This window comes from Pseudomonas sp. FBCC-B1667 (assembly GCF_059133255.1).
This window is the reverse complement of sequence record NZ_CP101437.1, coordinates 2,294,187-2,319,597: the sequence shown is the minus strand read 5'-3', so window position 1 is coordinate 2,319,597 and position 25,411 is coordinate 2,294,187. Positions and strand designations below refer to the sequence as shown.

The following is a 25,411-nucleotide window of genomic DNA, read 5'->3' as shown; positions in this document are numbered from 1 at the left end:
GGAAGGATCGAGCCCATGAGTCAAACCGGTCGGGACTATAGCGAAAAGCGCGATTTCATCCGGATGCGAGTCGATGCCGAGGTGTCGTTGATTCATGAAGGTGATGAGATTCCAGCCGTCTGCATCGACCTTTCCAGCGGTGGCATGCAGGTTGAAGCGAAGCGTGAGTTCAAGGTGGGTGACCGGCTCAACGTGCGCATCGATTCCGATCACGTCGCATTAAAAGGCCTTGAGGCTGATACCGAAGTGGTGTGGGTGAAGCCTTTGGACGGCGAAGGTCAGAAACTCGGGCTTACAATCTTGAAGATGAAATAAGCCGGATCCAAACGAAAGAAGGCGGCCCATGGGCCGCCTTCTTCGTTTATCGGTCGAGATTAAAAATCGTCTTCAACCTGGCCGTCTTTCACTTTGAACTCGCGGTTCTGCAAGTAAGCATTACGGATGAAGGTGTACTTGTCGCCGGTGATCAGCTTCTCGCTCGACAGCAAGCTGGCGCGCGTGTCGACGATGTTCAGGCCGAAGACCGAGTTACGCACCGGCACGTCGTTGATGTACGGATACGGACCTGTGTAGCTGTCGACGAACTTGGACGGCGCATCACGCAAGGTGCTTGGACCCAACAGCGGCAGCATCACGTAAGGACCGCTGCCCATTCCCCAGTAGCCGAGGGTTTGACCGAAGTCTTCGTCGTTGCGATTCAGGCCCATCTTGGTGCCCACATCGAAAAATCCCAGCAAGCCGAACGTGGTATTGAAGATGATACGTGCGGTATCGACGCCTGCGGCGGCCGGTTTGGCCTGCAGAATGTTGTTCACCAGGTTGGTGACGTCACCGACGTTGCGGAACATGTTATGGATGCCGTCTTCCAAAAACTGCGGCGTGATGAACTCATAGCCCTGAGCCACAGGCTTGAGCGCATAGGTGTCGATCACATCGTTGAACTTGTAGATCGGACGGTTAACGCTTTCCCAAGGGTCGTCTTCCGACGCAGCCTGAGCCGCAAACGGAACCAGCAAAACGCTGGCACACACAAAAAGCTGAGCGAGATGATTGCTCCAGCGCATAGAAAAACTCCTTGGATTTTTTTACTGGCGCGAGCGCTTGGCCCGGGCGTTAAGCTGATCAGTATAAGACGGAAAAGCCGGTTTAGGCAGTAACGCGCGCATTCACCTAGAGATGAATCGTCCGGATTGAGAGCGCTTCACATAATGTCACTCAACTGTCACTGACGCCGCATAGCCTTGTCACTATTTCAGGGACGCTCCTATGCCGCACGCCGAAGCCTTGCCCATTGCAGCACCCAGTTTGACTGCCGTCCTGTTCGGCCTCAGTGGTTGCCTGGTGGATTTCGGCGCCCGAACGCGCGCGAACGGGGCTTATTCTGCCGAGCACGCCGAAGCCACTCCCGGCGCGCTGGACAGCCTGCTCAGTTTGCAGCGCCAGCAAATTCCCTGCGCATGGCTTGATGAATTACCCCCCGCCCTCAGCCATTCCCTGGCCGTCACCCTGCCCTCCTGGATCTCCTCGTCGAAACATCCCGCAACAATCAATCCATGGCCGGCGCCAAACGCTTGCTGGCAAGCCCTGATGGCGTTGAATGTCGAACGCCTGGATGGCTGCGTGCTGGTCAGTGGCGAGCCACGGTTGCTGCAATCGGGCTTGAATGCCGGGTTGTGGACGATTGGCCTGGCGTCCTGCGGATCGCTCTGCGGCCTCGGACCGGGTGAATGGCACGCATTGACCCTAAAGGAACGCGAGCACTTGCGCGGCAAGGCGACGATGCAGCTATTCGGTTTAGGTGTGCATTCGGTGATCGATCATCTCGGCGATCTCGATACCTGCCTGGCCGATATCAGCTCGCGCCGGCTCAAAGGCGAAAAGCCCTGACCGAGATCATGCAGGTTGCGCGCAAGTGGATTAATCTAAAGGCCAGCCATAGACCTTTGGCGCGAGGCTGCGGTCTATGCCAGTGCCTATCGATAAAAGGAAGAACGCCATGCCTGCCCGCGAACTGCAAGAACAGCTCAATACTCTGCGCGAGCAATTGGAACAGAATCCACCGCTGTCCGAAGCCGAGCGCGACGACCTGCACGCGCTGATGCAACAGATCGAACTGGAACTTGAACTGGAAACCAAAACCAAGGATTCGAGCCTGGCTGACGGCGTCAACCTGGCCGTTGAACGCTTTGAACTCGAACACCCTGTTATTGCTGGCACGTTGCGCAACATCGCGCAAACCCTGGGCAACATCGGGATCTGAACCCGCCGGATACAAAAAAGCCCCGCTAGCGATAGCGGGGCTTTTCAATATCCGGGATTTGCAAAGCACTCGCGCATTAGATCTTCACTGTCGGACCAGCCGGTGGTTCGGCAGTTGAGCGGTTTCAGTGCTGCGATAGGGGTTGATATCCAGCCCGCCACGGCGCACATACCGCGCATACACCGTCAACTTCTCCGGCTTCAGCAACCGCTGCAAGTCGAGGAAAATCCGCTCCACACACTGCTCATGAAAGTCCGAGTGCTGACGGAAGCTCACGATGTATTCCAGCAAACTCGCGTGATCCAGTGCAGCGCCACGGTATTCCACCGCCACGCTGCCCCAATCCGGCTGGCTGGTGACCGGGCAGTTGGATTTGAGCAAATGGCTGTGCACGCTCTCCTCCACGATGCGCGATTCATCGCAACGCAGCAGCTCCGGACGCGGATGCTCGTAGTTGCTGACGCTGATGTCCAGGTCATCAATACACACACCCGGCAACGCAACCACGCCTTCGGACTCAACGTCCTTAAGGCTGCGAATGCGCACGCCAACCGGTTTGCCGGCAGCAGCCGACAGGTCTTTGGCCAGCGTCGCTTCGAGGCTCGCCGTATCGGCGAACGGCGTCTGGTTCAGCGAATTCAGGTACAGCTTGAACGACTTCGATTCGATGATATTCGGCGAATCCGCCGGGATGCTGAACTCACCAATCGCCACGACTGGCTTGCCGGAAGGCAACAGCCACGACAGCTCGAAGCAGTTCCAGAAGTCCACACCCTTGTAAGGCAGGGTTTCAGCCGTCAGGCCCAGCTCGGCCCATTTCGCGGTACGCGGAATCGGGAACAGCAAGGACGGCGTGTAAGTGGCGATGTATTCGCTGGATTTGCCCAGCGGCGAGTGTTCGGCTGCGGGATGCATGGCGGAAACCTGACTGAAGAATCAGCGGATTCTACCAGCCTTTGCGCCCGCCATTGAGTGCTTACTGACTGACAGTCAACTTGCCGACCATGCCCGCCTGATAATGGCCGGGGATGTTGCAGGCAAATTCCAGGCTGGTGGCCTTGGTGAAGGTCCAGGTCAGCTCGGCGGTTTTACCCGGCTCGACGAGGACGCTGTTCGGGTCGTCGTGCTTCATCATTCCATGATCCATGCCCGCCATCGAGCCGTGGTCCATCTCCTTCATGCCGGTAGGCGTCAGCATGCCGCTCTGCTGCATCTGCAACATTTCCTGCTGGTGTTTGGCATGCATCGCCGCGTCCCCCAGGTTGAATTCGTGCAGCAACTGGCCTTTATTCACCAGCACAAAACGAATGGTCTCACCGGCCTTGATATCGATGGCCTTGGGCGTAAACGACATATCGCCCATCACCACTTCAACACTGCGAGTCGCCTCGGCCGCCGCAGCGGGCTGGCCGAAGTTGTAGGACTGCGCCGGGCCAGCCCACACCGGCGAACTCAACGCCAACAGACACGCCACCCGCAGCAAAGATTTGCGCAAAAACATCGTCGTACTCCAACAAAATAAGGTTCAGCCTGTGGAAAACTCTAAACTGCCGTCACTGCCCGCAACCTGACAGCCAGATTACAACTTTGTCAGGTTGACCTGTATTAATGCTGCCCACGGTATAAAGCGTTCGTTCCATTTGCCCAGAGTCGCTCATGAAATTGCTGATCGTCGAAGACCAACCGAAAACCGGCCACTATTTGCGTCAGGGCCTGACCGAGGCCGGTTTCAACGCCGAACTGGTGGCCGACGGAAGCACCGGGCAACAACTGGCGCTGAGCGGCGACTACGCTTTGTTGATTCTCGACGTGATGTTGCCCGGTCGCGATGGCTGGCAGATTCTGCAAGCGGTGCGCAGTGCCGGCCTCGATACGCCCGTGCTTTTTCTGACGGCGCGTGACGCGGTGGAGGACCGGGTCCACGGACTCGAATTGGGCGCCGACGACTATCTGGTCAAACCGTTCGCCTTTTCGGAATTGCTGGCCCGGGTCCGCAGCCTGTTGCGGCGCGGCAGCGCCTCGCCACAGGAAACCAGCCTGCAACTGGCCGATTTGCGCCTGGACCTGATCCGCCGTCGCGTCGAACGCAGCGGCCAGCGCATCGACCTCACGGCCAAAGAGTTCGCCTTGCTGGAAATGCTCCTGCGCCGTCAGGGTGAAGTCCTGCCCAAATCGCTGATTGCCTCTCAGGTCTGGGACATGAATTTCGACAGCGACACCAATGTCATCGAAGTCGCGATCCGTCGTTTGCGCCTGAAGATCGACGACGAATTCCCCAACAAACTGATCCACACGGTGCGCGGCATGGGTTACGTCCTGGAAGAGCGTGTGGCCTGATGCGGAGCCTTTCGTTAAGCAGTCGACTGGCCCTGCTGTTTGCGGCTTGTACGGCAGTGGTTTCGCTGTTCGCCGGGGTGTTATTCAGTCGCGCCAGCGAGGCGCACTTCGTCGAACTTGATCAGCAGTTGCTGGATGGACAACTGATCGGATTGCGCCGGGCGCTTCACGGCATTCAATCCAGCGAGAGCGGAATCAGACTCACGGATGAATTGAGCCGCCAGGCCGATCTGTCGCTGCGTATCACCGGCAGCGATGGCCAACGCTGGTATGAGAGTTCGACGCGGCTGCCGGACAAGCTGCCGCAAACTCCCGGCTTGTCGACGCTGAACGACGGCGGCACCGACTACCGCGTGTTGAATGCTCCGCTGTTTGTCGACAACCCTGACTCCCCACAACTGACGTTGTTGCTGGACATCACCCATCACCAGCACTTTCTGCAACGCATGCAGCATCTGATCTGGCTGACCGTGGGGTTGTCAGCACTGGCCACCGCCCTGCTCGGTGCCTGGGCGGCGCGCAGCGGGTTGCGCCCGTTAAGGCGCATGAGTGCGGTCGCCCGAGGTGTGTCGGCGCAATCACTGAATGCGCGCCTGCCTGAAGAGAACATGCCGCCAGAACTCGCGGAATTGGCCAACAGCTTCAACGCCATGCTCGGACGCCTTGACGACTCTTTTCAACGACTCTCGGCGTTCTCCGCCGACATCGCCCACGAACTGCGCACACCACTGTCGAATCTGCTGACCCATACGCAGGTCACCCTTACCCGCCCCCGGCCCATCGAGGATTACCGCGAGGCGTTGCACAGCAACCTCGAAGAACTGCAATGGATGGCGCAACTGGTCAATGACATGCTGTACCTGGCCAAGGCGGATCACGGATTGCTGACGCCCAAGCGCGAACCGCTAGAACTGGCGCAGGAAGCGGATCTGTTGCTGGAGTTTTTTGCGCCGCTGGCGGAAGACGCCCGGATTACGCTAAGTCGTGAAGGTAGTGCGCGGATTGAAGGTGACCGCAACATGTTGCGGCGGGCACTTTCCAATTTACTGAATAACGCATTGCGATTTACGCCGGCCGAAGGCGAAGTTCGGGTGCGGATTGTCGAGCAGGCCAAAGGGTTGACCCTGACGGTGGAGAACAGTGGCGAAGGCATTGACGGGGCGTTGCTGCCACGATTGTTTGACCGGTTTTATCGGGCAGATCCGGCACGTCAGGAAGGCAGCAACGAACATGCAGGGTTGGGGCTGGCGATTACGCAGTCGATCGTGCGTGCCCATGGCGGGCAAATTCGTTGCGAATCGGGGAATGGATGGACCCGGTTTGTGATTGACTTGCCCCGCACCTGATCATTCCCACCATTACGTGGGAATGATCACGGGCGGCTTACGAATACCGCAACGCGTGAGCCGGCTCGATCTTCGCCGCGCGCCAAGCCGGATAGACCGTCGCCAGGAAGCTCAAGATAAACCCCGCCGAGCAAATCAACAGCACATCCCCGCCCTGCAACTCCGAAGGCAGATTACTGACGAAGTACACATCAGAACTGAAGATGTGCTGACCGCTTACCCGCTCGATCCAGCCCACCAACTCACTGACGTTCAACGCCGCAATCACGCCCAGGACGCCGCCGATCAAGGTCCCTACGATGCCGATCACCGTGCCCTGGACCATGAAGATCGCCATGATCTGCCCCGGCGTGGCGCCAATGGTGCGAAGGATCGCGATGTCCGCGCCCTTGTCGTTCACTACCATGATGAGTGTCGCGATGATGTTGAACGCCGCCACCGCGACGATCATCAGCAACAGCAGGCCAATCATGGTTTTTTCCATCTTCATCGCGCTGAACAGACTGCCCTGAGTGTGGGTCCAGTCATCAGCCTTGAAGGCAGCCCCCAAACCGCTGGCGATGTCACTCGACACTTGCGGTGCCGCGTACAGGTCCTTCACCGCCAAGCGTACGCTCTGCACCTGGTTCGGCTCCCAATGCTGCATCTGCGCTGCATCGGCAACGTGGATCAACGCCATCGAACCGTCCAGTTCAGCCCCGACCTTGAACACACCAACCACGTTCAGGCGCTGCATGCGCGGGGTAATACCGCCAGGGGCAGTACTGACTTCCGGCACGATCAAAGTGATTTTGTCGCCGACGTTCAAACGGAAACGCCGCGCCGTGATCTCGCCAATCACCACGCCAAACTCACCCGGTTTCAAGGCATCCAGACGCCCCTGAACAATGTGCCGGGCAACAATTGACACCTTGCCTTCCAGCGCCGGATCGACGCCGCTGACCTGGATCGGCTGCATCGTGCCCTTGTAGGACAGCATGCCTTCCATCTCGGTGAACGGTACGGCGGCCGTCACTTGCGGGTTCTTCATCGCGGCCGCTGCGACCGGCTGCCAATCGTCAATCGGGTTCACGCCGACGATGGTCGCGTGTGGCACCATGCCGAGGATTCGCGAGCTCATTTCGCGCTGGAAGCCGTTCATCACCGACAACACCACGATCATCGCCAGCACGCCCAGGGCGAGGCCGATCATCGAGGTCATCGAGATAAAGGAAACAAAGCGATTGCGGCGCTTGGCGCGGGTATAGCGCGCGCCGATGAAGATCGATAACGGTCTGAACATTCGCTGGGCACCGTATAAAAATAAAAGACCCGACGTCTTTCAAGACGCCGGGTTTTGGTCTGTCAGATGGGCGTCAGGCGACCTTCCTGCAGATGCAGGACGCGATCCATCTGGCGAGCCAGGTTCATGTCATGGGTAACCACCAGGAACGCAGTGCGCATCGAGGTGCTGAGTTCCAGCATCAAATCCTGAATGCCCTGGGCGGTGTGGGAGTCGAGGTTGCCGGTCGGCTCGTCGAGCATCACCAGGCCTGGCTTGTTCACCAGGGCGCGGGCGATGGCGACGCGCTGACGTTCCCCGCCGGACAACTCGGACGGTTTGTGCTCCAGGCGATGGCCGAGCCCTACCCGCTCCAGCAATGCCGTGGCGCGCTGACGTGCTTGCGGGATCGCCGTCTTGCCGATCAGCAACGGCATGCAGACATTTTCCAGCGCGGTGAACTCCGGCAGCAAGTGGTGGAATTGGTACACGAAACCGAGGGAACGGTTACGCAGCAGGCCGCGATTCTTCTCGCTCAGCGCCGACAGTTCCTCACCGTCGAGCCAGACGCTGCCCTTGGTCGGCGTATCCAGACCGCCCAACAGATTGAGCAAGGTACTTTTGCCCGAACCCGACGTGCCGACAATCGCCACACGCTCGCCCGGGTGCAACTCCAGTTGCAGACCGGCCAGCACTTCCACCGACTCCGGGCCTTCCTCGTAGGACTTGCCCAGGTTACGGCAGCTCAAGATTGCTTTATCACTCATGCCCGACTCACTCATAACGTAGCGCCTCCGCAGGCTGGGTGCGCGCGGCACGCCAGGCTGGATACAGGGTGGCGAGGAAACTCAGGACCAACGCCGCGCCGCAGACCATCAAGACATCTTCGCTCTGCACTTGCGACGGCAGGTAATCGATGAAGTACACGTCGGCGTTGAGGAATTTGTGGCCGATCACGCCTTCGAGCGCCGAGATCGCGGCGCTGACGTTCAGCGCGGCGAAGATCCCGACCACGGCGCCAATCAGCGTACCGACCACACCGATGACGGTGCCCTGCACCATAAAGATCGCCATGATCGTGCGCGGCGTGGCGCCCAGGGTGCGCAGAATCGCGATATCGCCCTTCTTGTCGTTCACCACCATCACCAATGTGGAAATGATATTGAACGCGGCAACGGCGACGATCAGCAGCAACAGCAGGCCGATCATGGCTTTTTCCATGCGGATCGCCTGATACAGGTTGCCGTGGGTGCGAGTCCAGTCGCGGGCGTAATAACGATCTTCGCCCAGTTGTTGAGCGATGCTCCACGCGGTGCGCGGCGCCTGGAACAGGTCGTCGAACTTCAGGCGGATGCCCTGCACCTGATCCGGCTTCCAGCGGTGCAGCCTGGCCAGATCCTGCAAATTGGTGATGCCCAGGTAACCGTCCAGCTCACCGGCGCCGACATGGAAGATGCCGACCACGGTAAAGCGTTTCATGCGCGGAAACATGCCAGCCGGGGTCACAGTGACTTCCGGCGCGACAAACGTCAGCTTGTCGCCGAGGGCCGCGCCGAGCTTGGCCGCGGCCTTGTCGCCGATGACGATGCCGAATTCACCCGGCACGAGATCGTCGAGTCTGCCCTGCTGCATGAAGTTATCAATGATCGAGACGTTGCGCTCCAGCGCAGGATCGATGGCATTGAGCAGGACTTTGGAAACTTTGCCGTTATTGGTCAGCAAACCCTGCATCTGGGTAAACGGCGCCACGGCCGTCACCTGCGGGTTCTGCTTGACCTTGGTGGCCAGGCTCTGCCAGTCACTGATCGGCTCGCCGGACTCGATCGTCGCGTGGGGCACCATGCCCAGCACGCGGGTGCGCATCTCATGATCGAAGCCGTTCATGACCGACAGCACCACAATCATCACCACCACGCCGAGGGCGAGACCGATCATTGAAGTCAGGGAAATGAACGACACAAAATGATTGCGACGCTTTGCACGGGTATAACGCGTGCCAATAAATACGAAGAGAGGTCTGAACATGTCGGGGCTTGTTCGGAGGGAAAAGGAACGTCCTTGTGGCGGGGGTCGATAACCAGCTTTACACTCAGACCACCGCCGCTACCATGGGTTCGCCATGTCGACATTAGATGAAGAAGATCGCCGCGAATACTACCGTATCGAGGACACGATCGCACTGGAAATTCGGACCCTGTCCGCTCCCGAGGCCGCAGGCCTGGAAGTGTTGCAGGATGCTTCCCCACTGTTCAACTTGCTCAGCGAACTGCACCTGAGCGAATTCGAGTCGCAACACCTGCTACGCCAGATCAGTGAACGTGACCGCAACCTGGCGGCGTTCCTGAAATCCCAGAACAAACGCATTGATTTACTCAGCCAAGTGATCGCGATCACGGTGCTCGGGCAGATTGGCGAGCCGCAGCCGGTGATTATTTCCGAAGGCGGCATCGACTTTCAGTCTCCGACGCCAATCGCCGTGGGCGCGCACCTGTCGGTCAAACTGGTGTTGATGCCGCAAGCCCTCGGCCTGTTGCTGCGAGCCCGCGTCACCCACTGCGACCGCAAGGCGGGTGCCTTTGACGTCGGCACCGAATTCGAACGCCCGACCGATGCTCAACGGCAGTTGCTGGCCCGTTACATTTTGCAGAAACAGGCCCAGGAACGACGACTGGCCCGCGAAAACGAATCAGGCATTTAATTTAAGGAAGAACCGTGACCCTCATCTACGGCCATCGCGGCGCCAAGGGCGAAGCACCGGAAAACACCCTGAGCAGCTTTCAGGAATGCCTCAAACACGGCGTGCGCCGTTGCGAACTGGATCTGCACCTGTCCATGGACAACGAGTTGATGGTCATCCACGACCCGACACTCAAGCGCACCACAGACCGTCGCGGCAAAGTCGTCGAACATACGGCGGCCGAGCTGGTGACTTACGACGCGCGCAAGGGTGGCCCGGGCTGGATAAAGCCATGCCCGATTCCGACGCTGGAAGAATTGTTCGAAAAGTGCGACTTCGAGCACTGGCAGCTGGAAGTCAAAAGCGCCTCACGCACCCGCGCCGCGACAACGGTGCTGGCGATTCGTGAAATGGCTCAGCGTTTCGGCCTGCTCGACAAGGTCACGATCACCTCGAGTTCGCGCGAAGTGCTCAAGGCTGCGCTGGACCTGGTGCCGGATGTGTCTCGCGGATTAGTCGCCGAATATGCCTGGCTCGACCCATTGAAGGTCGCACAAAGCTATGGCTGTGACATTCTGGCGTTGAACTGGACGCTGTGTACGCCGGAACGCCTGCAGAAGGCGCAGCGTCAGGGGCTGCATGTGTCGGTGTGGACAGTCAACGAGCCCGCGCTGATGCGCAGACTCGCCGACTTCGGCGTTGACAGCCTGATTACAGACTTTCCCGGTTTGGCCAGCGCCACGCTCGAGAATTGCTGAAATCGGTCTCCCCGGCCGGCTCAGGCCACCGGCCGGAGCCGCTCAAAAAAGCCGGTTGAGGCCATCGTACGCCGCTACCCGATAGGCTTCAGCCATGGTCGGGTAGTTGAACGTCGTGTTGACGAAATACTTCAGCGTGTTCAACTCACCCGGCTGGCTCATGATCGCCTGACCGATGTGAACGATCTCCGACGCCTGATAACCAAAGCAGTGAACGCCCAGCACTTCCAGGGTTTCGCGGTGGAACAGGATCTTCAGCATGCCCTGCGGCTCGCCGGCGATCTGTGCACGCGCCATGCTCTTGAAGAACGCCTTGCCCACTTCGTACGGCACCTTGGCCTGGGTCAGCTCCTGCTCGTTCTTGCCGATCGAGCTGATCTCCGGAATGGTGTAGATGCCGGTCGGCACATCATTCACGAAGCGCCAGCTGTTGTTATCGACGATGCTGCCAGCGGCCGAACGGCCCTGGTCGTGGGCGGCACTGGCCAGGCTCGGCCAGCCGATCACGTCGCCGGCACCGTAAATGTTCGGAACGCAGGTGCGGTAGGCCTCGTCGACTTCTATCTGGCCACGGCTGTTGACCTTCACGCCAATGTTTTCCAGACCCAACTGATCGGTGTTGCCGGTACGGCCGTTGCACCAGAGCAAGGCGTCGGCCTTGATCTTCTTGCCGGACTTGAGGTGCAGGATCACACCGTTGTCCACGCCTTCGACGCGGTCGTAGTCTTCGTTATGGCGAACCGTGATGTTGTTGTTGCTGAAGTGATAGCTCAACGCCTGGGAAATTTCCGAGTCGAGGAAGCTCAACAACTGACCGCGGTTATCCACCAGCTCAACCAGTACACCCAGACCGCTGAAGATCGAGGCGTACTCGCAACCGATCACGCCTGCGCCGTAAACGATGAGTTTGCGCGGGGTGTGGCCGAGGCTGAGGATGGTGTCGCTATCGTAGATGCGCGGGTGATGGAAATCGATGTCCGCCGGGCGATATGGACGCGAGCCGGTGGCGATGATGATGTGCTTGGCCACCAGTTTTTCGACTACACCGTTGGCGCAGACCACTTCGATGGTTTGCTCGTCGGCGAAGCTGCCGGTGCCGAAGAATACGTCGACGCGGTTACGGGCGTAGTAGCCGGTGCGCGAAGCGACTTGTTTGGAAATGACTTTCTCGGCGCTTTTCAGCACGTCCGGAAACGAGAACCAGCGCGGCTCACCAATGGCCCTGAACATCGGGTTGGTGTTGAACTGCATGATCTGCCGCACCGAGTGACGCAGTGCCTTGGACGGGATGGTACCCAGGTGGGTGCAGTTGCCGCCGACCTGGCGACGGCTGTCGACCATCGCGACCTTGCGCCCTGCTTTGGCGGCGTTCATTGCCGCGCCTTCTCCCGCCGGGCCGGAACCCAACACCACCACGTCGTAGTTGTAGACAGCCATGCGTACTCCTCAGAACAGGCCGCGGCGCCATCGGCGCCCTGCGGCTAAATCACGCCGATCTGCGGCGTGAAGGAACAATTTGGGGCCAGTGCAGAACCCGGACACAGTCTATAGAAGCGTCAACGCCGCGCACATTAACCCTTGGTCGCGTCGTAGGCTAGTTTTGCCTGCACTACAACGCCAGTCTTCACTGCTTGAATCATTGCCATCACTCGACTTTGCCGCCACTGAGGCGTTCAAAAGCCTGATTGGTTCGTGTGACGAAAGCTGTATCGGCACGAATCACAAAAAATGCACCAATGTCATGGGCCTGGGCATAGTCCCAACCCCGTTCAGGGCCGAGAATCAGCAACAGCGTCGATAGTCCATCGGCCATCAACGCCGAAGGATGAATCACCGTGACTGACGCCAGGGTGTGCAGGATCGGTGCACCGGTGCGCGCATCGAAGGTGTGGGAATAACGCCGACCGTCCTGCACGAAATAGTTTCGGTAGTCACCCGACGTGGAAACGCCATAACCGTCGACGGCAATGACGCGCTCCGCCACGTGCCGGTCATCACGAGGCTCTTCGAGGGCAATGCGCCAGGGTGAGCCGTCGAGCTTCTTGCCGGCGGCCTTGAGTTCGCCGGTGGCTTCGGCGAGGTAGTTGTGGATGCCCATTGCGTCAAGTTTTTCGGCAATTCTATCGACCGCGTAGCCGGCGGCAATGCTGTTGAAGTCGACCTCGACCGCCGCGTCCTTGCACAGCTGATCATTATCAATACGCAGGTGCTGGTAACCGACTCGCTGCCGCACTTCGGCCAGCGCTTGGGCGCTGGGGATTTTTTCTTCCCGGGCCTGCGGGCCGAAGCCCCAGAGGTTAAGCAACGGTTCCACCGTCAGGTCGAAGGAGCCTTCGCTTTGTTCCGACAGACGCTCACCGACACGCACCAGCTTGAGAATCGGTGCGGGCATTTTCTGACAGCGATTAGCGGGCAGATCGTTGAAACGTTCGATGTCGGAGTCGCTGCGGTAGGTCGACATTTGTTGATCGACTTCAGCGAGGATCTTTTCAACCTGAACACGAACGTCCGTCGGGGCGGGGAGCCCGGGATGGCGAAGGTACTTGATTGAATACGTGCTGCCCATGGTCGGCCCGCCGAAGCTTTCCAGGCTGTCACCGTTGCCACAACCGCACAAAACGCCGGCCAGCACCACAAGTCCACCCAACCGTCCAGTTAACAAATCTTCATCTCCCCTCAAAACCGCGCCCGCCATTATGGGCATCAGAGCGCATGAGAGCGAGGCTACTTGCGTCCGCCAGTCAAACGTAAAACCTGTGGGAGCAAGCCTGTTCGCGATAGCGGTGACCGGACTTACGACCGCCGCACACAGGTGCAGCGTTTTCAAACAAGATCCAGCGTGAGTACCTTGAGATGTCTTCCAATACGAGCAAAGGCAAAGCCATTTTTCGCGTCGTCAGCGGAAACTTCCTGGAGATGTTCGACTTTATGGTCTACGGCTTTTACGCCACGGCCATCGCTAAAACCTTCTTCCCTGCCGACAGCGCCTTCGCTTCCCTGATGTTGTCACTGGCCACGTTCGGGGCAGGCTTTTTGATGCGTCCGCTGGGGGCCATTTTCCTCGGCGCCTACATCGACCGTCATGGTCGTCGCAAAGGCTTGATCATCACACTGGCCATGATGGCCGCTGGCACGGTGCTGATTGCCTGCGTGCCGGGTTATGCAACGCTGGGCGTCGCGGCGCCACTGATCGTTTTGTTCGGTCGACTGCTGCAAGGCTTCTCGGCCGGCGTGGAATTGGGCGGTGTGTCGGTGTATCTCGCCGAGATTTCGACACCGGGTCGCAAGGGGTTTTTCGTCAGCTGGCAATCCGCAAGCCAACAAGCCGCGGTGGTATTCGCCGGCCTGCTGGGCGTCGGTTTGAACCACTGGCTCAGCCCGGAACAAATGGGTGATTGGGGCTGGCGCGTGCCGTTCCTGATCGGCTGCATGATCGTGCCGGTGATCTTCGTGATTCGCCGTTCGCTGGAGGAGACGCCGGAGTTCCAAGCGCGCAAACACCGCCCTACCCTGCGTGAAATCGTCCGCTCGATCGGTCAGAACTTCGGCATCGTCATCGCTGGCATGGCACTGGTAGTGATGACCACGGTATCGTTCTATCTGATTACGGCCTATACCCCGACGTTTGGCAAAGCGGAACTGCATCTGTCGGACATGGATGCGCTGCTGGTGACGGTGTGTATCGGCCTGTCTAACTTCTTCTGGCTGCCAGTGATGGGCTCGTTGTCCGACAAGATCGGACGCAAACCCCTGCTGTTGGCGGCGACGATTCTGGCAATCCTCACCGCTTACCCGGCTCTGTCGTGGCTAGTGGCGAACCCGAGCTTCAGCCATTTGCTGATTGTCGAGTTGTGGCTGTCGTTCCTGTATGGCTCGTACAACGGCGCCATGGTGGTGGCACTGACCGAGATAATGCCGGTTGAGGTTCGTACGACTGGTTTCTCGTTGGCGTACAGTTTGGCGACTGCAACGTTTGGCGGGTTCACCCCGGCGGCGTGCACGTATCTGATTCATGTGCTGGACAACAAGGCTGCGCCGGGGATCTGGCTCAGTGGCGCGGCGGTGCTAGGGCTGATCGCGACGCTGGTGTTGTTCCGGGGGAATAAGCATGAGCTGCGCACGGCGAAAGCGGCAGCCGTCGGCGACGCCTGATCTGCTCTATCCCGCAAGAAAAGCGGACGCGCGCGTCCATTGAGGCATTCCCACGCAGAGCGTCGCACAAACAAAAACGCCCCGACCTGGGTCGGGGCGTTTTCATGTGTAGCTAACGCTTAGCGCGGGAACGCTGGCGGGTTTACACCGGCCATGTCTTCCATCACGCGAACCACCTGGCAGCTGTAACCGAATTCGTTGTCGTACCAAACGTACAGAACAACGCGGTTGTCTTGGGTGATGGTTGCTTCAGCATCCACAACGCCTGCGTGGCGCGAGCCAACGAAGTCGGTGGACACCACTTCCTGCGAGTTGACGTAATCGATTTGCTTATGCAGATCGGAGTGCATGGCCATTTGGCGCAGGTACTCGTTGATCTCTTCGCGGGTGGTGGCTTTCTCAAGGTTCAGGTTGAGGATGGCCATCGACACGTTTGGCGTTGGAACGCGGATCGCGTTACCGGTCAGCTTGCCGGCCAGCTCAGGCAGTGCCTTGGCAGCGGCAGTGGCAGCACCAGTCTCGGTGATGACCATGTTCAGCGCGGCGCTACGGCCACGGCGATCGCCCTTGTGGAAGTTGTCGATCAGGTTCTGGTCGTTGGTGTACGAGTGAACGGTTTCAACGTGACCATTCACGATGCCGAACTTGTCGTTTACAGCTTTCAGCACCGGCACGATGGCGTTGGTGGTGCAGGAGGCGGCGGAAACGATCTTGTCATCAGCGGTGATGTCACCGTGGTTGATGCCGTGAACGATGTTCTTCAGCTTGCCTTTGCCAGGTGCGGTCAGAACGACACGGTCGATACCCGGGCACGCCAGGTGTTGACCCAGGCCCTCGGCGTCACGCCATACACCGGTGTTGTCCACCAGCAGCGCGTCTTTGATGCCGTACTGGGTGTAATCCACTTCAGTCGGGTTCTTCGCGTAGATAACCTGGATCAGGTTGCCGTTGGCGGTGATGGTGTTATTGGCTTCATCGATGGTGATGGTGCCGTCGAACGGACCATGCACCGAGTCGCGACGCAGCAGGCTTGCACGCTTGACCAGATCATTCTCGGCGCCCTTGCGGACAACGATGGCGCGCAGACGCAGACCGTCGCCACCACCGGTTTTCTCGATCAGGATGCGCGCCAGCAGACGGCCGATACGACCGAAGCCGTACAGGACAACGTCGGTGCCTTTGCGCGCGGAAACGTTCTGCTGACCAACCACGTCAGCCAGTTCTTCACGGACGAACTGCTCGGCAGTGCGACCTTTGCCTTCGGCCTTGAACTTGACCGCAAGCTTGCCCAGGTCTACCGAAGCGGCGCCGAGCTTGAGCTCGCTCATCGCTTTGAGCAGCGGGAATGTTTCGTGGACGGACAATTCGCTGTCATCGGACTGACGATGACGGGCAAAGCGGTGAGCTTTGAGAATCGCAATGACTGAACGGTTGATCAGGCTGCGGCCATAGATCGAGCTCACCACGTTGTTATTGCGGTAGAGCTGACCGATAAGCGGAATCATCGCTTCTGCGAGTGCTTCACGGTCGATCCATTCACCAAGACACTGGTCGGGCTTCTGAGTCACGGGAACCTTCCACATGTAGGGGCAGAAAAAAGGGGCTACATTATGCCGCCGACTCCCTCCCGTAGCAATGCGCGCTTGTCGTGCGATCCGTAACATTTCCCTGTTCAAAAAAATCACGCCGCGCTAAAGCCCAATAAAAACGGGGCTTGCAGCGCAGTCAATTTTTTGGAGACAACGCCACCTTGTCCGTAACCCTCCGTAACACTGGTTGGTTTTGCCACTACATAATCAGCAAATATCAGTAAAAAAGCGGCGGATTTTGTCTTTACCACTACATTTCGCCAAACCTGCGTAATAGACACAGTCTGCAACTGACAGGCGGCACCCGGGGCCGCTACAATTACCGACTTTGTCGCAACGCTTGGAGCTCAACCTTCCGTGCCCGTTCTGCGTCTACCGCTTCTCCCTGCCGCGGCAGGTAAACAGCACTGGGGCAACCTGCCCGGTGCCGCCCTCAGCCTGGCCATCGCCGAGGCTGCCAGCGCTGCCAAGCGCTTTACCCTGCTGCTGACCGCCGACAGCCAAAGTGCCGAACGGCTGGAGCAGGAGCTGAGTTTCTTCGCCCCGGATTTGCCCGTACTGCATTTCCCGGACTGGGAAACCCTGCCCTACGATCTGTTTTCGCCGCACCAGGACATTATTTCCCAGCGCATCTCCGCTCTTTATAGACTGCCGGAGCTCAGCCATGGCGTTCTGGTGGTACCGATCACCACCGCCCTGCATCGTCTGGCGCCGACCAAGTTCCTGCTGGGCAGTAGCCTGGTGCTGGACATCGGCCAGAAACTCGACGTTGAGCAAATGCGCACCCGGCTTGAAGCCAGCGGTTATCGCTACGTCGACACGGTGTACGAGCATGGTGAGTTCACGGTGCGCGGCTCGCTGATCGACCTGTTTCCGATGGGCAGCAAACTGCCGTTCCGCATCGACCTGTTCGACGACGAAATCGAGACGCTGCGCACGTTCGATCCGGAAAACCAGCGCTCCATCGATAAAGTCGACACTGTCCGCCTGTTGCCTGCGCGTGAATTTCCGCTGCAAAAAGATGCGGTCACCCGCTTCAAGGCACGCTTCCGTGAGCGCTTCGACGTGGACTTCCGCCGCTGCCCGATCTTTCAGGATCTAAGCAGCGGGATTACACCGGCCGGTATCGAGTACTACTTGCCGTTGTTCTTCGATGAAACCTCCACGCTGTTCGATTACCTGCCGCAGGACACGCAAGTGTTTTCCCTGCCGGGTATCGAGCAGGCGGCGGAGAATTTCTGGAACGACGTGCGCAATCGCTATGAAGAACGCCGCGTCGACCCTTCCCGTCCTTTATTACCGCCGGCCGAGCTGTTCCTGCCGGTGGAGGACTGTTTTGCCCGCCTGAAAAACTGGCCCCGCGTGGTGGCCAGTCAACAGGACGTGGAAACCGGTGTCGGCCGCGAGCGTTTCCCGGCGCGCGAACTGCCGAACCTGGCCATCGAAGCCAAGGCCACTCAGCCATTGGCGGCGCTGGCGGGCTTTCTTGACGAATTCCCCGGGCGCGTGCTGTTCACCGCCGAATCGGCGGGCCGTCGTGAAGTGCTGCTGGAACTGCTTGAGCGCTTGAAGCTACGACCAAAAACCGTCGATAGCTGGCCGGACTTCGTCGCGAGCAAAGAACGTTTGGTAATCACCATCGCCCCGCTCGACGAAGGCCTGGTGCTCGACAATCCGGCCCTGGCGCTGGTGGCCGAAAGTCCACTGTTCGGTCAGCGGGTGATGCAGCGTCGCCGTCGCGAAAAACGCGCCGACGCCAACAACGATGCGGTCATCAAAAACCTCACCGAACTGCGCGAGGGCGCACCGGTGGTGCACATCGATCATGGCGTCGGTCGCTACCTCGGCCTGGCAACGCTGGAAATCGACGATCAGGCCGCGGAATTCCTCACGTTGCAATATGCCGAAGGCGCCAAGTTGTACGTGCCGGTGGCCAACCTGCACCTGATCGCGCGTTACACCGGCAGCGATGATGCCTTGGCTCCGCTGCACCGTCTCGGTTCCGAGACCTGGCAAAAAGCCAAACGCAAAGCCGCCGAACAGGTGCGCGATGTTGCCGCCGAATTGCTCGACATTTATGCCCGTCGCGCCGCTCGTGAAGGTTATGCCTTCGAAGATCCGAAAGCCGACTATGCGACGTTCAGCGCAGGCTTCCCGTTCGAGGAAACTCCCGACCAGCAAACCACCATCGAAGCGGTGCGTGCCGACATGCTCGCGCCGAAACCGATGGACCGGCTGGTCTGCGGCGACGTGGGTTTCGGCAAGACTGAAGTGGCCATGCGCGCAGCCTTCATTGCCGTGCACGGTGGTCGCCAGGTAGCGATTCTGGTGCCAACCACTCTACTCGCCCAACAGCACTACAACAGCTTCCGCGACCGCTTCGCCGATTGGCCGGTAACCGTGGAAGTGATGAGCCGTTTCAAGTCGACCAAGGACGTGAACGCTGCGGTCGCGGACCTCGCCGAAGGCAAGATCGACATCGTGATCGGCACGCACAAGTTGCTGCAGGATGACGTGAAGATCAAAAACCTCGGGCTGGTCATCATCGATGAAGAACACCGCTTTGGCGTGCGTCAGAAGGAGCAGCTCAAGGCTCTGCGCAGCGAAGTCGACATTCTGACCCTGACCGCCACGCCGATTCCGCGCACGCTGAACATGGCGGTGTCGGGCATGCGCGACCTGTCGATCATTGCCACCCCGCCGGCCCGACGCCTGTCGGTACGGACGTTCGTCATGGAGCAGAACAAGAGCACGGTCAAAGAGGCCCTGCTCCGTGAATTGCTGCGCGGCGGTCAGGTCTACTACCTGCACAATGACGTGAAGACCATCGAGAAATGCGCTGCCGATCTCGCCGAACTGGTACCGGAAGCACGGATCGGTATCGGCCACGGGCAGATGCGCGAACGCGAACTCGAACAGGTGATGAGCGACTTCTATCACAAGCGCTTCAATGTATTGATCGCCTCGACCATCATCGAGACCGGCATCGACGTGCCGAGTGCCAACACCATCATCATCGAGCGTGCCGACAAGTTCGGCCTGGCGCAGCTGCACCAATTGCGCGGCCGCGTCGGGCGCAGTCACCACCAGGCTTACGCTTACCTGCTGACGCCGCCGCGCCAACAGATCACCCCGGACGCGGAAAAGCGCCTGGAAGCGATCGCCAATACTCAGGACCTCGGCGCGGGCTTCGTGCTCGCCACCAACGACCTGGAAATCCGTGGCGCTGGCGAGTTGCTGGGGGATGGTCAGAGCGGGCAGATCCAGGCGGTTGGCTTTACGCTGTACATGGAGATGCTCGAACGCGCGGTGAAGTCGATCCGCAAGGGCGAGCAGCCGAACCTCGATCAACCGCTGGGCGGTGGTCCGGAAGTCAATCTGCGCGTACCGGCATTGATCCCCGAAGACTATCTGCCGGACGTTCACGCCCGATTGATTCTCTATAAACGTATCGCTTCGGCCACCGACGAAGAAGGCCTCAAGGACCTGCAAGTTGAAATGATCGACCGTTTTGGCCTGTTGCCGGAACCGACCAAGAACCTGATGCGCATCACCGCGCTGAAGTTGCAGGCCGAATTGTTGGGCATCAAGAAAGTCGACGGCGGCCCGCAAGGTGGCCGAATCGAGTTCGCGGCTCAGACGCCGGTCGACCCGCTGACGCTGATCAAACTGATTCAGGGCCAGCCCAAACGCTACAAATTCGAAGGGGCCACGATGTTTAAATTCATGGTGCCGATGGAGCGCCCGGAAGAACGCTTTAATACTGTAGAGGCGCTGCTTGAGCTCCTTATCCCGAAAACTGCTTGAAGGACGCCGCATGCGCCTGTTTCGCTCACTGACCCTGCTTTTGACGCTGGTCGCACCCACGGCGTTTGCCGATGATCTTTATCAGATTGAAATGATTCTGGTCCGGCAAAACGCTGTACCCGCTATCGTCAGCCGCGCCGCACCGGAAGACTGGGCCGCCGGCGCGCAGATCATCAGCAAGGACAGCCTGCGTACGCCAAGCCTGAATGGCGAAGTGGAAAAACTCACGGCCAGCGCGGACTACACCGTGTTGCTGCACAAAGCCTGGCAACAAACCCTCGGCGAACATGCCAGCAAAGTGGCGATCAGCGATGGCAAGGAACAATATAGTCAGTACCCGATCGAGGGCACGCTGAACCTGAAACTGGGGCGTTTCACCGACGTCGACGCCGACTTCTGGGTCAACCAGATCGACGGCAATGGCATGGTCACCGCCAGCGAACGCCTCAAGCAAGAAAGCCATACCAAGAACGGCCAGCTGAACTTCCTCGACAACGGTCACCTCGGCTTGTTGATCAAGATCACCTCGCTCACAGCCCCTGCGCCTCGGCCAGTCCCCGATGAAATACCGGACTGATTGAAGTCCCTATGCCCTCGACCCTGAGCAAACCTCTCGCACCTTCCTGGGTCAGCCGATTCAAGGAGCAGAGTCTGGAACGTGGCCGTCGCTACGCACTGGAGAATCGCGTCAGGATTGTCGAGGTCGGTGACGCCACGATCACGGCTGCGTGCGAAGGCTCTGGCGGTAATGTGTACCGTCAGACCATTCGCCTGCGCGAGTCAGCCAAAGCCACCTTGCTGATGGTCGATGCCACCTGCACGTGCCCGGTTCACAGCAACTGCAAACATTGCGCGGCTGTGTTGCTCAAAGTCCAGGAAACACTGGCCTACCCCGCCGCCGCACAAGATGCCGACCTGCTGGAAAAACTGCAGGCCGTTCTGGAAAACCGCGGGCCGAAAGCGCCTCCGCAAGTTCTCGTGGATAACGTGCAACCGGTGCCTCGCCTGTGGCTGGCGAGTGTAGAGTTCAGTGCTTTCGAACCACGCAATGGCAAAATGCAGCGTTACATTCAGCATCGCGCCGCACTGTCGTTCAGCTATCTGGATGAATACGTTGCCGGGCAAAAGAACGCCGACATCCTGATCCGCCAGGAAACTCAGACGCTGAGGGTAAAACGTCACCCGGATGTGGAACAAACCTACAGGGAACAGCTGCGGATCCTCGGCTTTAGAATCGCCACCCGGCAAAGCAAGGCCTTGCCGGAGAGCGCCGGCGAACTTTACGAGATGGTCAACGACAGCGCCTGGCTGACGTTCACCCTGAATGAGCTGCCGAAGTTGCGCACCCAAGGCTGGGAGTTGCAGATAGACGAAGATTTCGGTTTCGACCTGACTGCCGTGGATGACTGGTACGCCACCGTCGAGCAAGCACCGGAACGCGATTGGTTTGATCTGGAGTTGGGGATCATTGTTAACGGTGAGCGGCTGAGTTTGCTGCCGATCCTGTTGAACCTGATGCGCTCGCACACTGAAATCCTCAACCCGGAACGCCTTGCACGACGTCGCGACGATGAACTGATTCTGGTGAACATCCCTAATCGGCCGAATTCCGAGCACGGCCCACTGCAAGTCGCCCTGCCCTTCGGCCGCTTGAAGCCGGTACTGGCGACGCTCGGCGAGTTCTATCTGCAAGGACCCGGCGAAACCACCCTGCGTTTAAGCAAGGCTGACGCCACGCGCTTGAATCCGCTGGAAGACCTGCCACTGCTTTGGGAAGGCGGCGAGCAGATCCGAACGTTTGCCCAGCGCTTGCGCGACATCAAGGACTACACGGCGACGGCCCCCGACGCCTTGAACGCGACATTGCGTCCTTATCAGCTGGAAGGCCTGAGCTGGATGCAGTCTTTGCGGCAATTGGAAGTCGGCGGGATTCTCGCGGACGATATGGGGCTGGGCAAAACCCTACAGACTCTGGCGCACATTCTCACTGAGAAAACGGCTGGGCGCCTCGATCGGCCGTGCATGGTGGTGATGCCCACCAGCCTGATCCCGAACTGGCTCGACGAGGCTGCGCACTTCACGCCGCAACTCAAGGTGCTGGCACTGTACGGCGCCAGTCGCAAAAAGCATTTCGATCAGTTGGCCGACTACGACCTGATCCTGACCACGTATGCGCTGCTGCCCAAGGACGTCGAACGCCTGGCCGCGCAGCCATTGCACGTGCTGGTGCTGGATGAAGCGCAGTACATCAAGAATCCCAACAGCAAGGCGGCCCAGGCGGCCCGCGAGCTGAACGCGCGGCAGCGTCTGTGCCTGAGTGGTACGCCGCTGGAAAACCACTTGGGTGAACTGTGGTCGCTGTTCCATTTCCTGCTGCCCGGCTGGCTGGGCGATGTGAAAAGCTTCAACCGCGATTACCGGGTACCGATTGAAAAACGCGCCAGTGAAGTCAGGCTTCAGCACCTCAATGGCCGGATAAAACCGTTCCTGTTGCGCAGGACCAAGGAACAGGTCGCGACGGAATTGCCACCGAAGACAGAGATTATTCACTGGGTTGAGCTTAATGAAGCGCAGCGCGACGTGTATGAAACCATGCGCCTGGCGATGGACAAAAAAGTCCGCGACGAGATCACCCGCAAAGGCGTGGCGCGCAGTCAGATTATCATTCTTGAGGCGCTGCTGAAGCTGCGACAGGTGTGCTGTGATTTGCGCCTGGTCAACGACGCCGTCCTGCCGACGCGCGGCAGCACATCAGGCAAGCTTGATAGCCTGATGGAAATGCTTGAGGAATTGTTTGAAGAAGGTCGACGGATTCTGTTGTTCTCGCAGTTCACGTCAATGCTGGCGCTGATCGAGGTCGAACTGAAGAAGCGTGGCGTCGAATACGCGCTACTGACGGGACAGACCCGCGACCGACGTGCGCCGGTGAAGGACTTCCAGAGCGGCAAGCGTCAGATTTTTCTGATCAGTTTGAAGGCAGGCGGTGTTGGTTTGAACCTGACCGAAGCGGATACGGTGATTCACTACGATCCGTGGTGGAACCCGGCGACGGAAAACCAGGCGACTGACCGGGCGTATCGTATCGGTCAGGAGAAGCCGGTATTCGTCTACAAGATGATTGCCCGGGGTACGGTGGAAGAAAAAATTCAGCATCTTCAGAAAGAAAAATCCGAGCTGGCCGCTGGTGTGCTGGATGGACGCAAGACCGGGGACTGGAAGTTGCAGAGTGATGATATTGAGGCGTTGTTTGCGCCGTTGCCGGATAAGCCCGAAAAGCGCTGAGGGTCGCGTTGCCAGTTACATTGCCTTCGCTAGCAGGCTCGCCCCCACATTTGGATCTGTGTTGACCCACCAGACTGGGGACACCACAAATCTACTGTGGGGGCGAGCCTGCTCGCGAAAGAGTCAACTCGGTGTCAAGGCTGACTTAACCCTTCAACACCCGCGCCAACGTCGACTTCACCTTCCCCATCCCGTCATGCAACGCCTGCTCGATCTCGGCCATGGTGATCACCGCCGTCGACTTGCCCGCCGCAGGGTTTACCACCAGGGCCAGACAGGCGTAATCCAGTTCCAGTTCACGAGCCAGCGCCGCTTCCGGCATTCCGGTCATGCCGACGATATCGCAGCCGTCACGTTCCAGCCTCGCGATTTCAGCGACGGTTTCCAGACGTGGTCCCTGGGTGCAGGCATACACGCCATGACTGCTGTAACCGACGCCTTCAGCCGCCAGCGCCGCGATCAACTGCTGACGCAACGGTTCGCTGTAGGGATAGCTGAAGTCGATGTGGGTAACCTGTTCCAGATCATCGGCGAAATAAGTGTGTTCACGGCCGCTGGTGTAATCGATCAACTGATGCGGCACGCAGAAATGCCCGGTGCCCATCGCCGCATGAATGCCGCCCACGGCATTGACCGCGAGGATCGCTTCGGCGCCCGCCTGCTTCAACGCCCAAAGGTTGGCGCGGTAGTTCACCTGATGCGGCGGCAAACGGTGCGGATGACCGTGACGCGCGAGGAACAGCACTTCCTTGCCGGCGTATTCGCCGATATGAACCTCGGCCGAAGGCGGACCGTAAGGCGTGTCCACCGCCAGTGACTGACGAATACTCAGGCCTTCGAGTTGAGTCAGGCCGGTGCCACCGATAATCGCGTAAACCGTCATAACGTAAAGTCCTTATTCAATCAGTTGAGCGTCTTTGAGCGCACCGACAGCCGCCAGCCAGCGTGGGTTCTGACGGTAGTCGGTATTGGCGTAGGACTGGCCGCGCATCCGCGCAATTCGCTCGGACGGCTTGACCTTCAGGCGCTGAGCAGCGCTTAGCGCCAATTCCGCAGCGGCGCGGTCGTTGCACACCAGCCCCATGTCGCAGCCAGCGGTCAACGCGGCCTCGATACGGCTGGCGGCATCGCCCACCACATGGGCGCCGGCCATCGACAGGTCGTCGCTGAAGATCACGCCGTCGAATTGCAATTCGCCGCGCAGGATGTCCTGCAACCAGCGCCGGGAGAAGCCGGCTGGCTGGGAGTCGACTTGAGGGTAAATGACGTGGGCCGGCATGACCGCAGCCAGTTGTTTGCTCAGTTTGGCGAACGGCACCAGATCGTTGGCGCGGATCTCGTCAAGGCTGCGCTCGTCATTCGGGATGGCAACGTGGGAATCAGCTTCGGCCCAGCCATGGCCAGGAAAATGCTTGCCAGTGGCCGCCATGCCGGCGCTGTTCATGCCGCGGATGAATGCACCGGCCAGCAGCGCGACGCGCTCGGGATCACCTTCAAATGAGCGGGTACCGACGACGGCGCTGCGCTGGTAATCCAGGTCCAGCACCGGGGCAAAACTCAAGTCGAGGCCGACGGCCAGCACTTCGGTGGCCATGATCCAGCCACATTGCTCGGCCAGGTACTCGGCGTTCGAGTTGTCGGCGATGGCGCGCATGGCCGGCAGGCGCACGAAGCCTTGGCGCAAACGCTGAACGCGGCCGCCCTCCTGGTCCACCGCCAGAAGCAGATCGGGACGAATGGCGCGAATCGCGGCGCTCAGCTCGCGCACCTGACGCGGGGTTTCGATGTTGCGGGCAAAAATGATCAGGCCGCCCACTTCGGGCTGGCGCAACAATTGGCGATCTTCGGCCGTCAGCCAGGTACCGGCGACGTCCACCATCAACGAGCCTTGCAGGCCAGCAGTCATAGATATTCCTTGATAACGAGAAACACGGCCCGTACG

Annotated in this window: 22 protein-coding genes; 11 read left to right on the top strand and 11 right to left on the bottom strand. The window is 59.3% G+C overall.

Annotation, left to right across the window (positions count from 1 at the left end):
- Positions 1 to 15: 15 nt before the first annotated feature.
- Complete coding sequence (locus NL116_RS10360) at positions 16 to 315, top strand: PilZ domain-containing protein (protein ID WP_494377076.1); 300 nt, start codon at positions 16 to 18, stop codon at positions 313 to 315.
- A gap of 59 nt (positions 316 to 374) precedes the next feature.
- Here the strand turns inward: NL116_RS10360 and NL116_RS10355 are convergent, their stop codons facing one another.
- Positions 375 to 1,064, bottom strand: coding sequence for an MlaA family lipoprotein (locus tag NL116_RS10355; RefSeq protein WP_494377075.1), 690 nt, complete (start codon positions 1,062 to 1,064; stop codon positions 375 to 377).
- 202 nt (positions 1,065 to 1,266) lie between these two features.
- Here NL116_RS10355 and pcrP point away from each other — a divergent pair, with 202 nt between their 5' ends.
- Both pcrP and NL116_RS10345 read left to right on the top strand, forming a co-directional pair.
- A complete protein-coding gene (pcrP, locus tag NL116_RS10350) occupies positions 1,267 to 1,887 on the top strand; it encodes an HAD superfamily inactivated hydrolase PcrP (protein WP_494377074.1) in 621 nt (206 codons plus the stop codon).
- A gap of 109 nt (positions 1,888 to 1,996) precedes the next feature.
- Positions 1,997 to 2,260, top strand: coding sequence for a DUF4404 family protein (locus NL116_RS10345; RefSeq protein ID WP_494377073.1), 264 nt, complete (start codon positions 1,997 to 1,999; stop codon positions 2,258 to 2,260).
- 84 nt (positions 2,261 to 2,344) lie between these two features.
- On the opposite strand, the gene queF is transcribed toward NL116_RS10345, so the two are convergent.
- Both queF and copI read right to left on the bottom strand, forming a co-directional pair.
- Positions 2,345 to 3,175, bottom strand: a complete 831-nt coding sequence (gene queF, locus NL116_RS10340) for an NADPH-dependent 7-cyano-7-deazaguanine reductase QueF (protein ID WP_494377072.1) — start codon at positions 3,173 to 3,175, stop codon at positions 2,345 to 2,347.
- Between the two features lie 61 nt (positions 3,176 to 3,236).
- Positions 3,237 to 3,761 (bottom strand): copper-resistant cuproprotein CopI, encoded by a 525-nt coding sequence (copI, locus tag NL116_RS10335; protein ID WP_494377071.1) that lies wholly within the window; start codon positions 3,759 to 3,761, stop codon positions 3,237 to 3,239.
- Between the two features lie 155 nt (positions 3,762 to 3,916).
- On the opposite strand from copI, the gene NL116_RS10330 reads away from it, so the two are divergent.
- Both NL116_RS10330 and NL116_RS10325 read left to right on the top strand, forming a co-directional pair.
- On the top strand, positions 3,917 to 4,597 hold the full coding sequence (locus NL116_RS10330) for a heavy metal response regulator transcription factor (protein WP_123434326.1): 681 nt from the start codon (positions 3,917 to 3,919) through the stop codon (positions 4,595 to 4,597).
- On the top strand, positions 4,597 to 5,943 hold the full coding sequence (locus tag NL116_RS10325) for a heavy metal sensor histidine kinase (RefSeq protein ID WP_494377070.1): 1,347 nt from the start codon (positions 4,597 to 4,599) through the stop codon (positions 5,941 to 5,943). Before NL116_RS10330 ends, NL116_RS10325 begins: the two co-directional genes overlap by 1 nt.
- Before the next feature lie 37 nt (positions 5,944 to 5,980).
- On the opposite strand, the gene NL116_RS10320 is transcribed toward NL116_RS10325, so the two are convergent.
- The 3 genes from NL116_RS10320 to NL116_RS10310 form a co-directional block, all read right to left on the bottom strand.
- Positions 5,981 to 7,225: a lipoprotein-releasing ABC transporter permease subunit gene (locus tag NL116_RS10320; protein ID WP_494377069.1), complete on the bottom strand. Its 1,245-nt coding sequence runs from the start codon at positions 7,223 to 7,225 to the stop codon at positions 5,981 to 5,983.
- 62 nt (positions 7,226 to 7,287) lie between these two features.
- On the bottom strand, positions 7,288 to 7,971 hold the full coding sequence (gene lolD / locus NL116_RS10315) for a lipoprotein-releasing ABC transporter ATP-binding protein LolD (RefSeq protein WP_494377068.1): 684 nt from the start codon (positions 7,969 to 7,971) through the stop codon (positions 7,288 to 7,290).
- 7 nt (positions 7,972 to 7,978) lie between these two features.
- Positions 7,979 to 9,229 (bottom strand): lipoprotein-releasing ABC transporter permease subunit, encoded by a 1,251-nt coding sequence (locus NL116_RS10310; RefSeq protein WP_494377067.1) that lies wholly within the window; start codon positions 9,227 to 9,229, stop codon positions 7,979 to 7,981.
- A gap of 94 nt (positions 9,230 to 9,323) precedes the next feature.
- Here NL116_RS10310 and NL116_RS10305 point away from each other — a divergent pair, with 94 nt between their 5' ends.
- Together NL116_RS10305 and NL116_RS10300 are read left to right on the top strand one after the other, a co-directional pair.
- Positions 9,324 to 9,902: a PilZ domain-containing protein gene (locus tag NL116_RS10305; protein ID WP_494377066.1), complete on the top strand. Its 579-nt coding sequence runs from the start codon at positions 9,324 to 9,326 to the stop codon at positions 9,900 to 9,902.
- A 14-nt stretch (positions 9,903 to 9,916) separates the two neighbouring features.
- On the top strand, positions 9,917 to 10,639 hold the full coding sequence (locus NL116_RS10300) for a glycerophosphodiester phosphodiesterase (protein WP_494377065.1): 723 nt from the start codon (positions 9,917 to 9,919) through the stop codon (positions 10,637 to 10,639).
- Between the two features lie 42 nt (positions 10,640 to 10,681).
- Here NL116_RS10300 and sthA read toward each other — a convergent pair whose 3' ends face one another.
- Positions 10,682 to 12,076 carry a Si-specific NAD(P)(+) transhydrogenase gene (gene sthA, locus NL116_RS10295; RefSeq protein WP_007907752.1) on the bottom strand — a complete coding sequence of 465 codons (1,395 nt, stop codon included), beginning with the start codon at positions 12,074 to 12,076 and terminating at the stop codon, positions 10,682 to 10,684.
- Between the two features lie 208 nt (positions 12,077 to 12,284).
- Complete coding sequence (locus NL116_RS10290; protein WP_494378033.1) at positions 12,285 to 13,334, bottom strand: FAD:protein FMN transferase; 1,050 nt, start codon at positions 13,332 to 13,334, stop codon at positions 12,285 to 12,287.
- 158 nt (positions 13,335 to 13,492) lie between these two features.
- On the opposite strand from NL116_RS10290, the gene NL116_RS10285 reads away from it, so the two are divergent.
- Positions 13,493 to 14,791 (top strand): MFS transporter, encoded by a 1,299-nt coding sequence (locus tag NL116_RS10285; protein WP_494377064.1) that lies wholly within the window; start codon positions 13,493 to 13,495, stop codon positions 14,789 to 14,791.
- A 119-nt stretch (positions 14,792 to 14,910) separates the two neighbouring features.
- On the opposite strand, the gene NL116_RS10280 is transcribed toward NL116_RS10285, so the two are convergent.
- Entirely contained in the window at positions 14,911 to 16,374 is a 1,464-nt protein-coding gene (locus NL116_RS10280; protein ID WP_027921678.1) for a glyceraldehyde-3-phosphate dehydrogenase, read from the bottom strand.
- Positions 16,375 to 16,737: 363 nt separating this feature from the next.
- Between NL116_RS10280 and mfd the strand changes: the two genes are divergently transcribed.
- The 3 genes from mfd to NL116_RS10265 are packed head-to-tail and all read left to right on the top strand — an operon-like array spanning position 16,738 to position 23,469.
- Positions 16,738 to 20,187: a transcription-repair coupling factor gene (mfd, locus tag NL116_RS10275; RefSeq protein ID WP_494377063.1), complete on the top strand. Its 3,450-nt coding sequence runs from the start codon at positions 16,738 to 16,740 to the stop codon at positions 20,185 to 20,187.
- 10 nt (positions 20,188 to 20,197) lie between these two features.
- The gene (locus NL116_RS10270; RefSeq protein WP_494377062.1) at positions 20,198 to 20,764 is read left to right on the top strand and encodes a CsiV family protein; all 567 of its coding nucleotides are present in this window, start codon (positions 20,198 to 20,200) and stop codon (positions 20,762 to 20,764) included.
- An 11-nt stretch (positions 20,765 to 20,775) separates the two neighbouring features.
- Positions 20,776 to 23,469, top strand: coding sequence for an SNF2-related protein (locus NL116_RS10265; RefSeq protein WP_494377061.1), 2,694 nt, complete (start codon positions 20,776 to 20,778; stop codon positions 23,467 to 23,469).
- A 145-nt stretch (positions 23,470 to 23,614) separates the two neighbouring features.
- Here NL116_RS10265 and NL116_RS10260 read toward each other — a convergent pair whose 3' ends face one another.
- Together NL116_RS10260 and nagZ are read right to left on the bottom strand one after the other, a co-directional pair.
- On the bottom strand, positions 23,615 to 24,352 hold the full coding sequence (locus NL116_RS10260; RefSeq protein ID WP_494377060.1) for an S-methyl-5'-thioinosine phosphorylase: 738 nt from the start codon (positions 24,350 to 24,352) through the stop codon (positions 23,615 to 23,617).
- 12 nt (positions 24,353 to 24,364) lie between these two features.
- Positions 24,365 to 25,375 (bottom strand): beta-N-acetylhexosaminidase, encoded by a 1,011-nt coding sequence (nagZ, locus tag NL116_RS10255; RefSeq protein WP_494377059.1) that lies wholly within the window; start codon positions 25,373 to 25,375, stop codon positions 24,365 to 24,367.
- Positions 25,376 to 25,411: the final 36 nt, after the last annotated feature.

Coding starts and splice junctions, on each gene's coding strand:
- NL116_RS10360 (WP_494377076.1), top strand. CDS start 16: ATGAGTCAAACCGGTCGGGACTATAGCGAAAAGCGCGATTTCATCCGG.
- NL116_RS10355 (WP_494377075.1), bottom strand. CDS start 1,064: ATGCGCTGGAGCAATCATCTCGCTCAGCTTTTTGTGTGTGCCAGCGTT.
- pcrP (WP_494377074.1), top strand. CDS start 1,267: ATGCCGCACGCCGAAGCCTTGCCCATTGCAGCACCCAGTTTGACTGCC.
- NL116_RS10345 (WP_494377073.1), top strand. CDS start 1,997: ATGCCTGCCCGCGAACTGCAAGAACAGCTCAATACTCTGCGCGAGCAA.
- queF (WP_494377072.1), bottom strand. CDS start 3,175: ATGCATCCCGCAGCCGAACACTCGCCGCTGGGCAAATCCAGCGAATAC.
- copI (WP_494377071.1), bottom strand. CDS start 3,761: ATGTTTTTGCGCAAATCTTTGCTGCGGGTGGCGTGTCTGTTGGCGTTG.
- NL116_RS10330 (WP_123434326.1), top strand. CDS start 3,917: ATGAAATTGCTGATCGTCGAAGACCAACCGAAAACCGGCCACTATTTG.
- NL116_RS10325 (WP_494377070.1), top strand. CDS start 4,597: ATGCGGAGCCTTTCGTTAAGCAGTCGACTGGCCCTGCTGTTTGCGGCT.
- NL116_RS10320 (WP_494377069.1), bottom strand. CDS start 7,225: ATGTTCAGACCGTTATCGATCTTCATCGGCGCGCGCTATACCCGCGCC.
- lolD (WP_494377068.1), bottom strand. CDS start 7,971: ATGAGTGATAAAGCAATCTTGAGCTGCCGTAACCTGGGCAAGTCCTAC.
- NL116_RS10310 (WP_494377067.1), bottom strand. CDS start 9,229: ATGTTCAGACCTCTCTTCGTATTTATTGGCACGCGTTATACCCGTGCA.
- NL116_RS10305 (WP_494377066.1), top strand. CDS start 9,324: ATGTCGACATTAGATGAAGAAGATCGCCGCGAATACTACCGTATCGAG.
- sthA (WP_007907752.1), bottom strand. CDS start 12,076: ATGGCTGTCTACAACTACGACGTGGTGGTGTTGGGTTCCGGCCCGGCG.
- NL116_RS10290 (WP_494378033.1), bottom strand. CDS start 13,334: ATGGCGGGCGCGGTTTTGAGGGGAGATGAAGATTTGTTAACTGGACGG.
- NL116_RS10285 (WP_494377064.1), top strand. CDS start 13,493: ATGTCTTCCAATACGAGCAAAGGCAAAGCCATTTTTCGCGTCGTCAGC.
- NL116_RS10280 (WP_027921678.1), bottom strand. CDS start 16,374: ATGTGGAAGGTTCCCGTGACTCAGAAGCCCGACCAGTGTCTTGGTGAA.
- NL116_RS10270 (WP_494377062.1), top strand. CDS start 20,198: ATGCGCCTGTTTCGCTCACTGACCCTGCTTTTGACGCTGGTCGCACCC.
- NL116_RS10265 (WP_494377061.1), top strand. CDS start 20,776: ATGCCCTCGACCCTGAGCAAACCTCTCGCACCTTCCTGGGTCAGCCGA.
- NL116_RS10260 (WP_494377060.1), bottom strand. CDS start 24,352: ATGACGGTTTACGCGATTATCGGTGGCACCGGCCTGACTCAACTCGAA.
- nagZ (WP_494377059.1), bottom strand. CDS start 25,375: ATGACTGCTGGCCTGCAAGGCTCGTTGATGGTGGACGTCGCCGGTACC.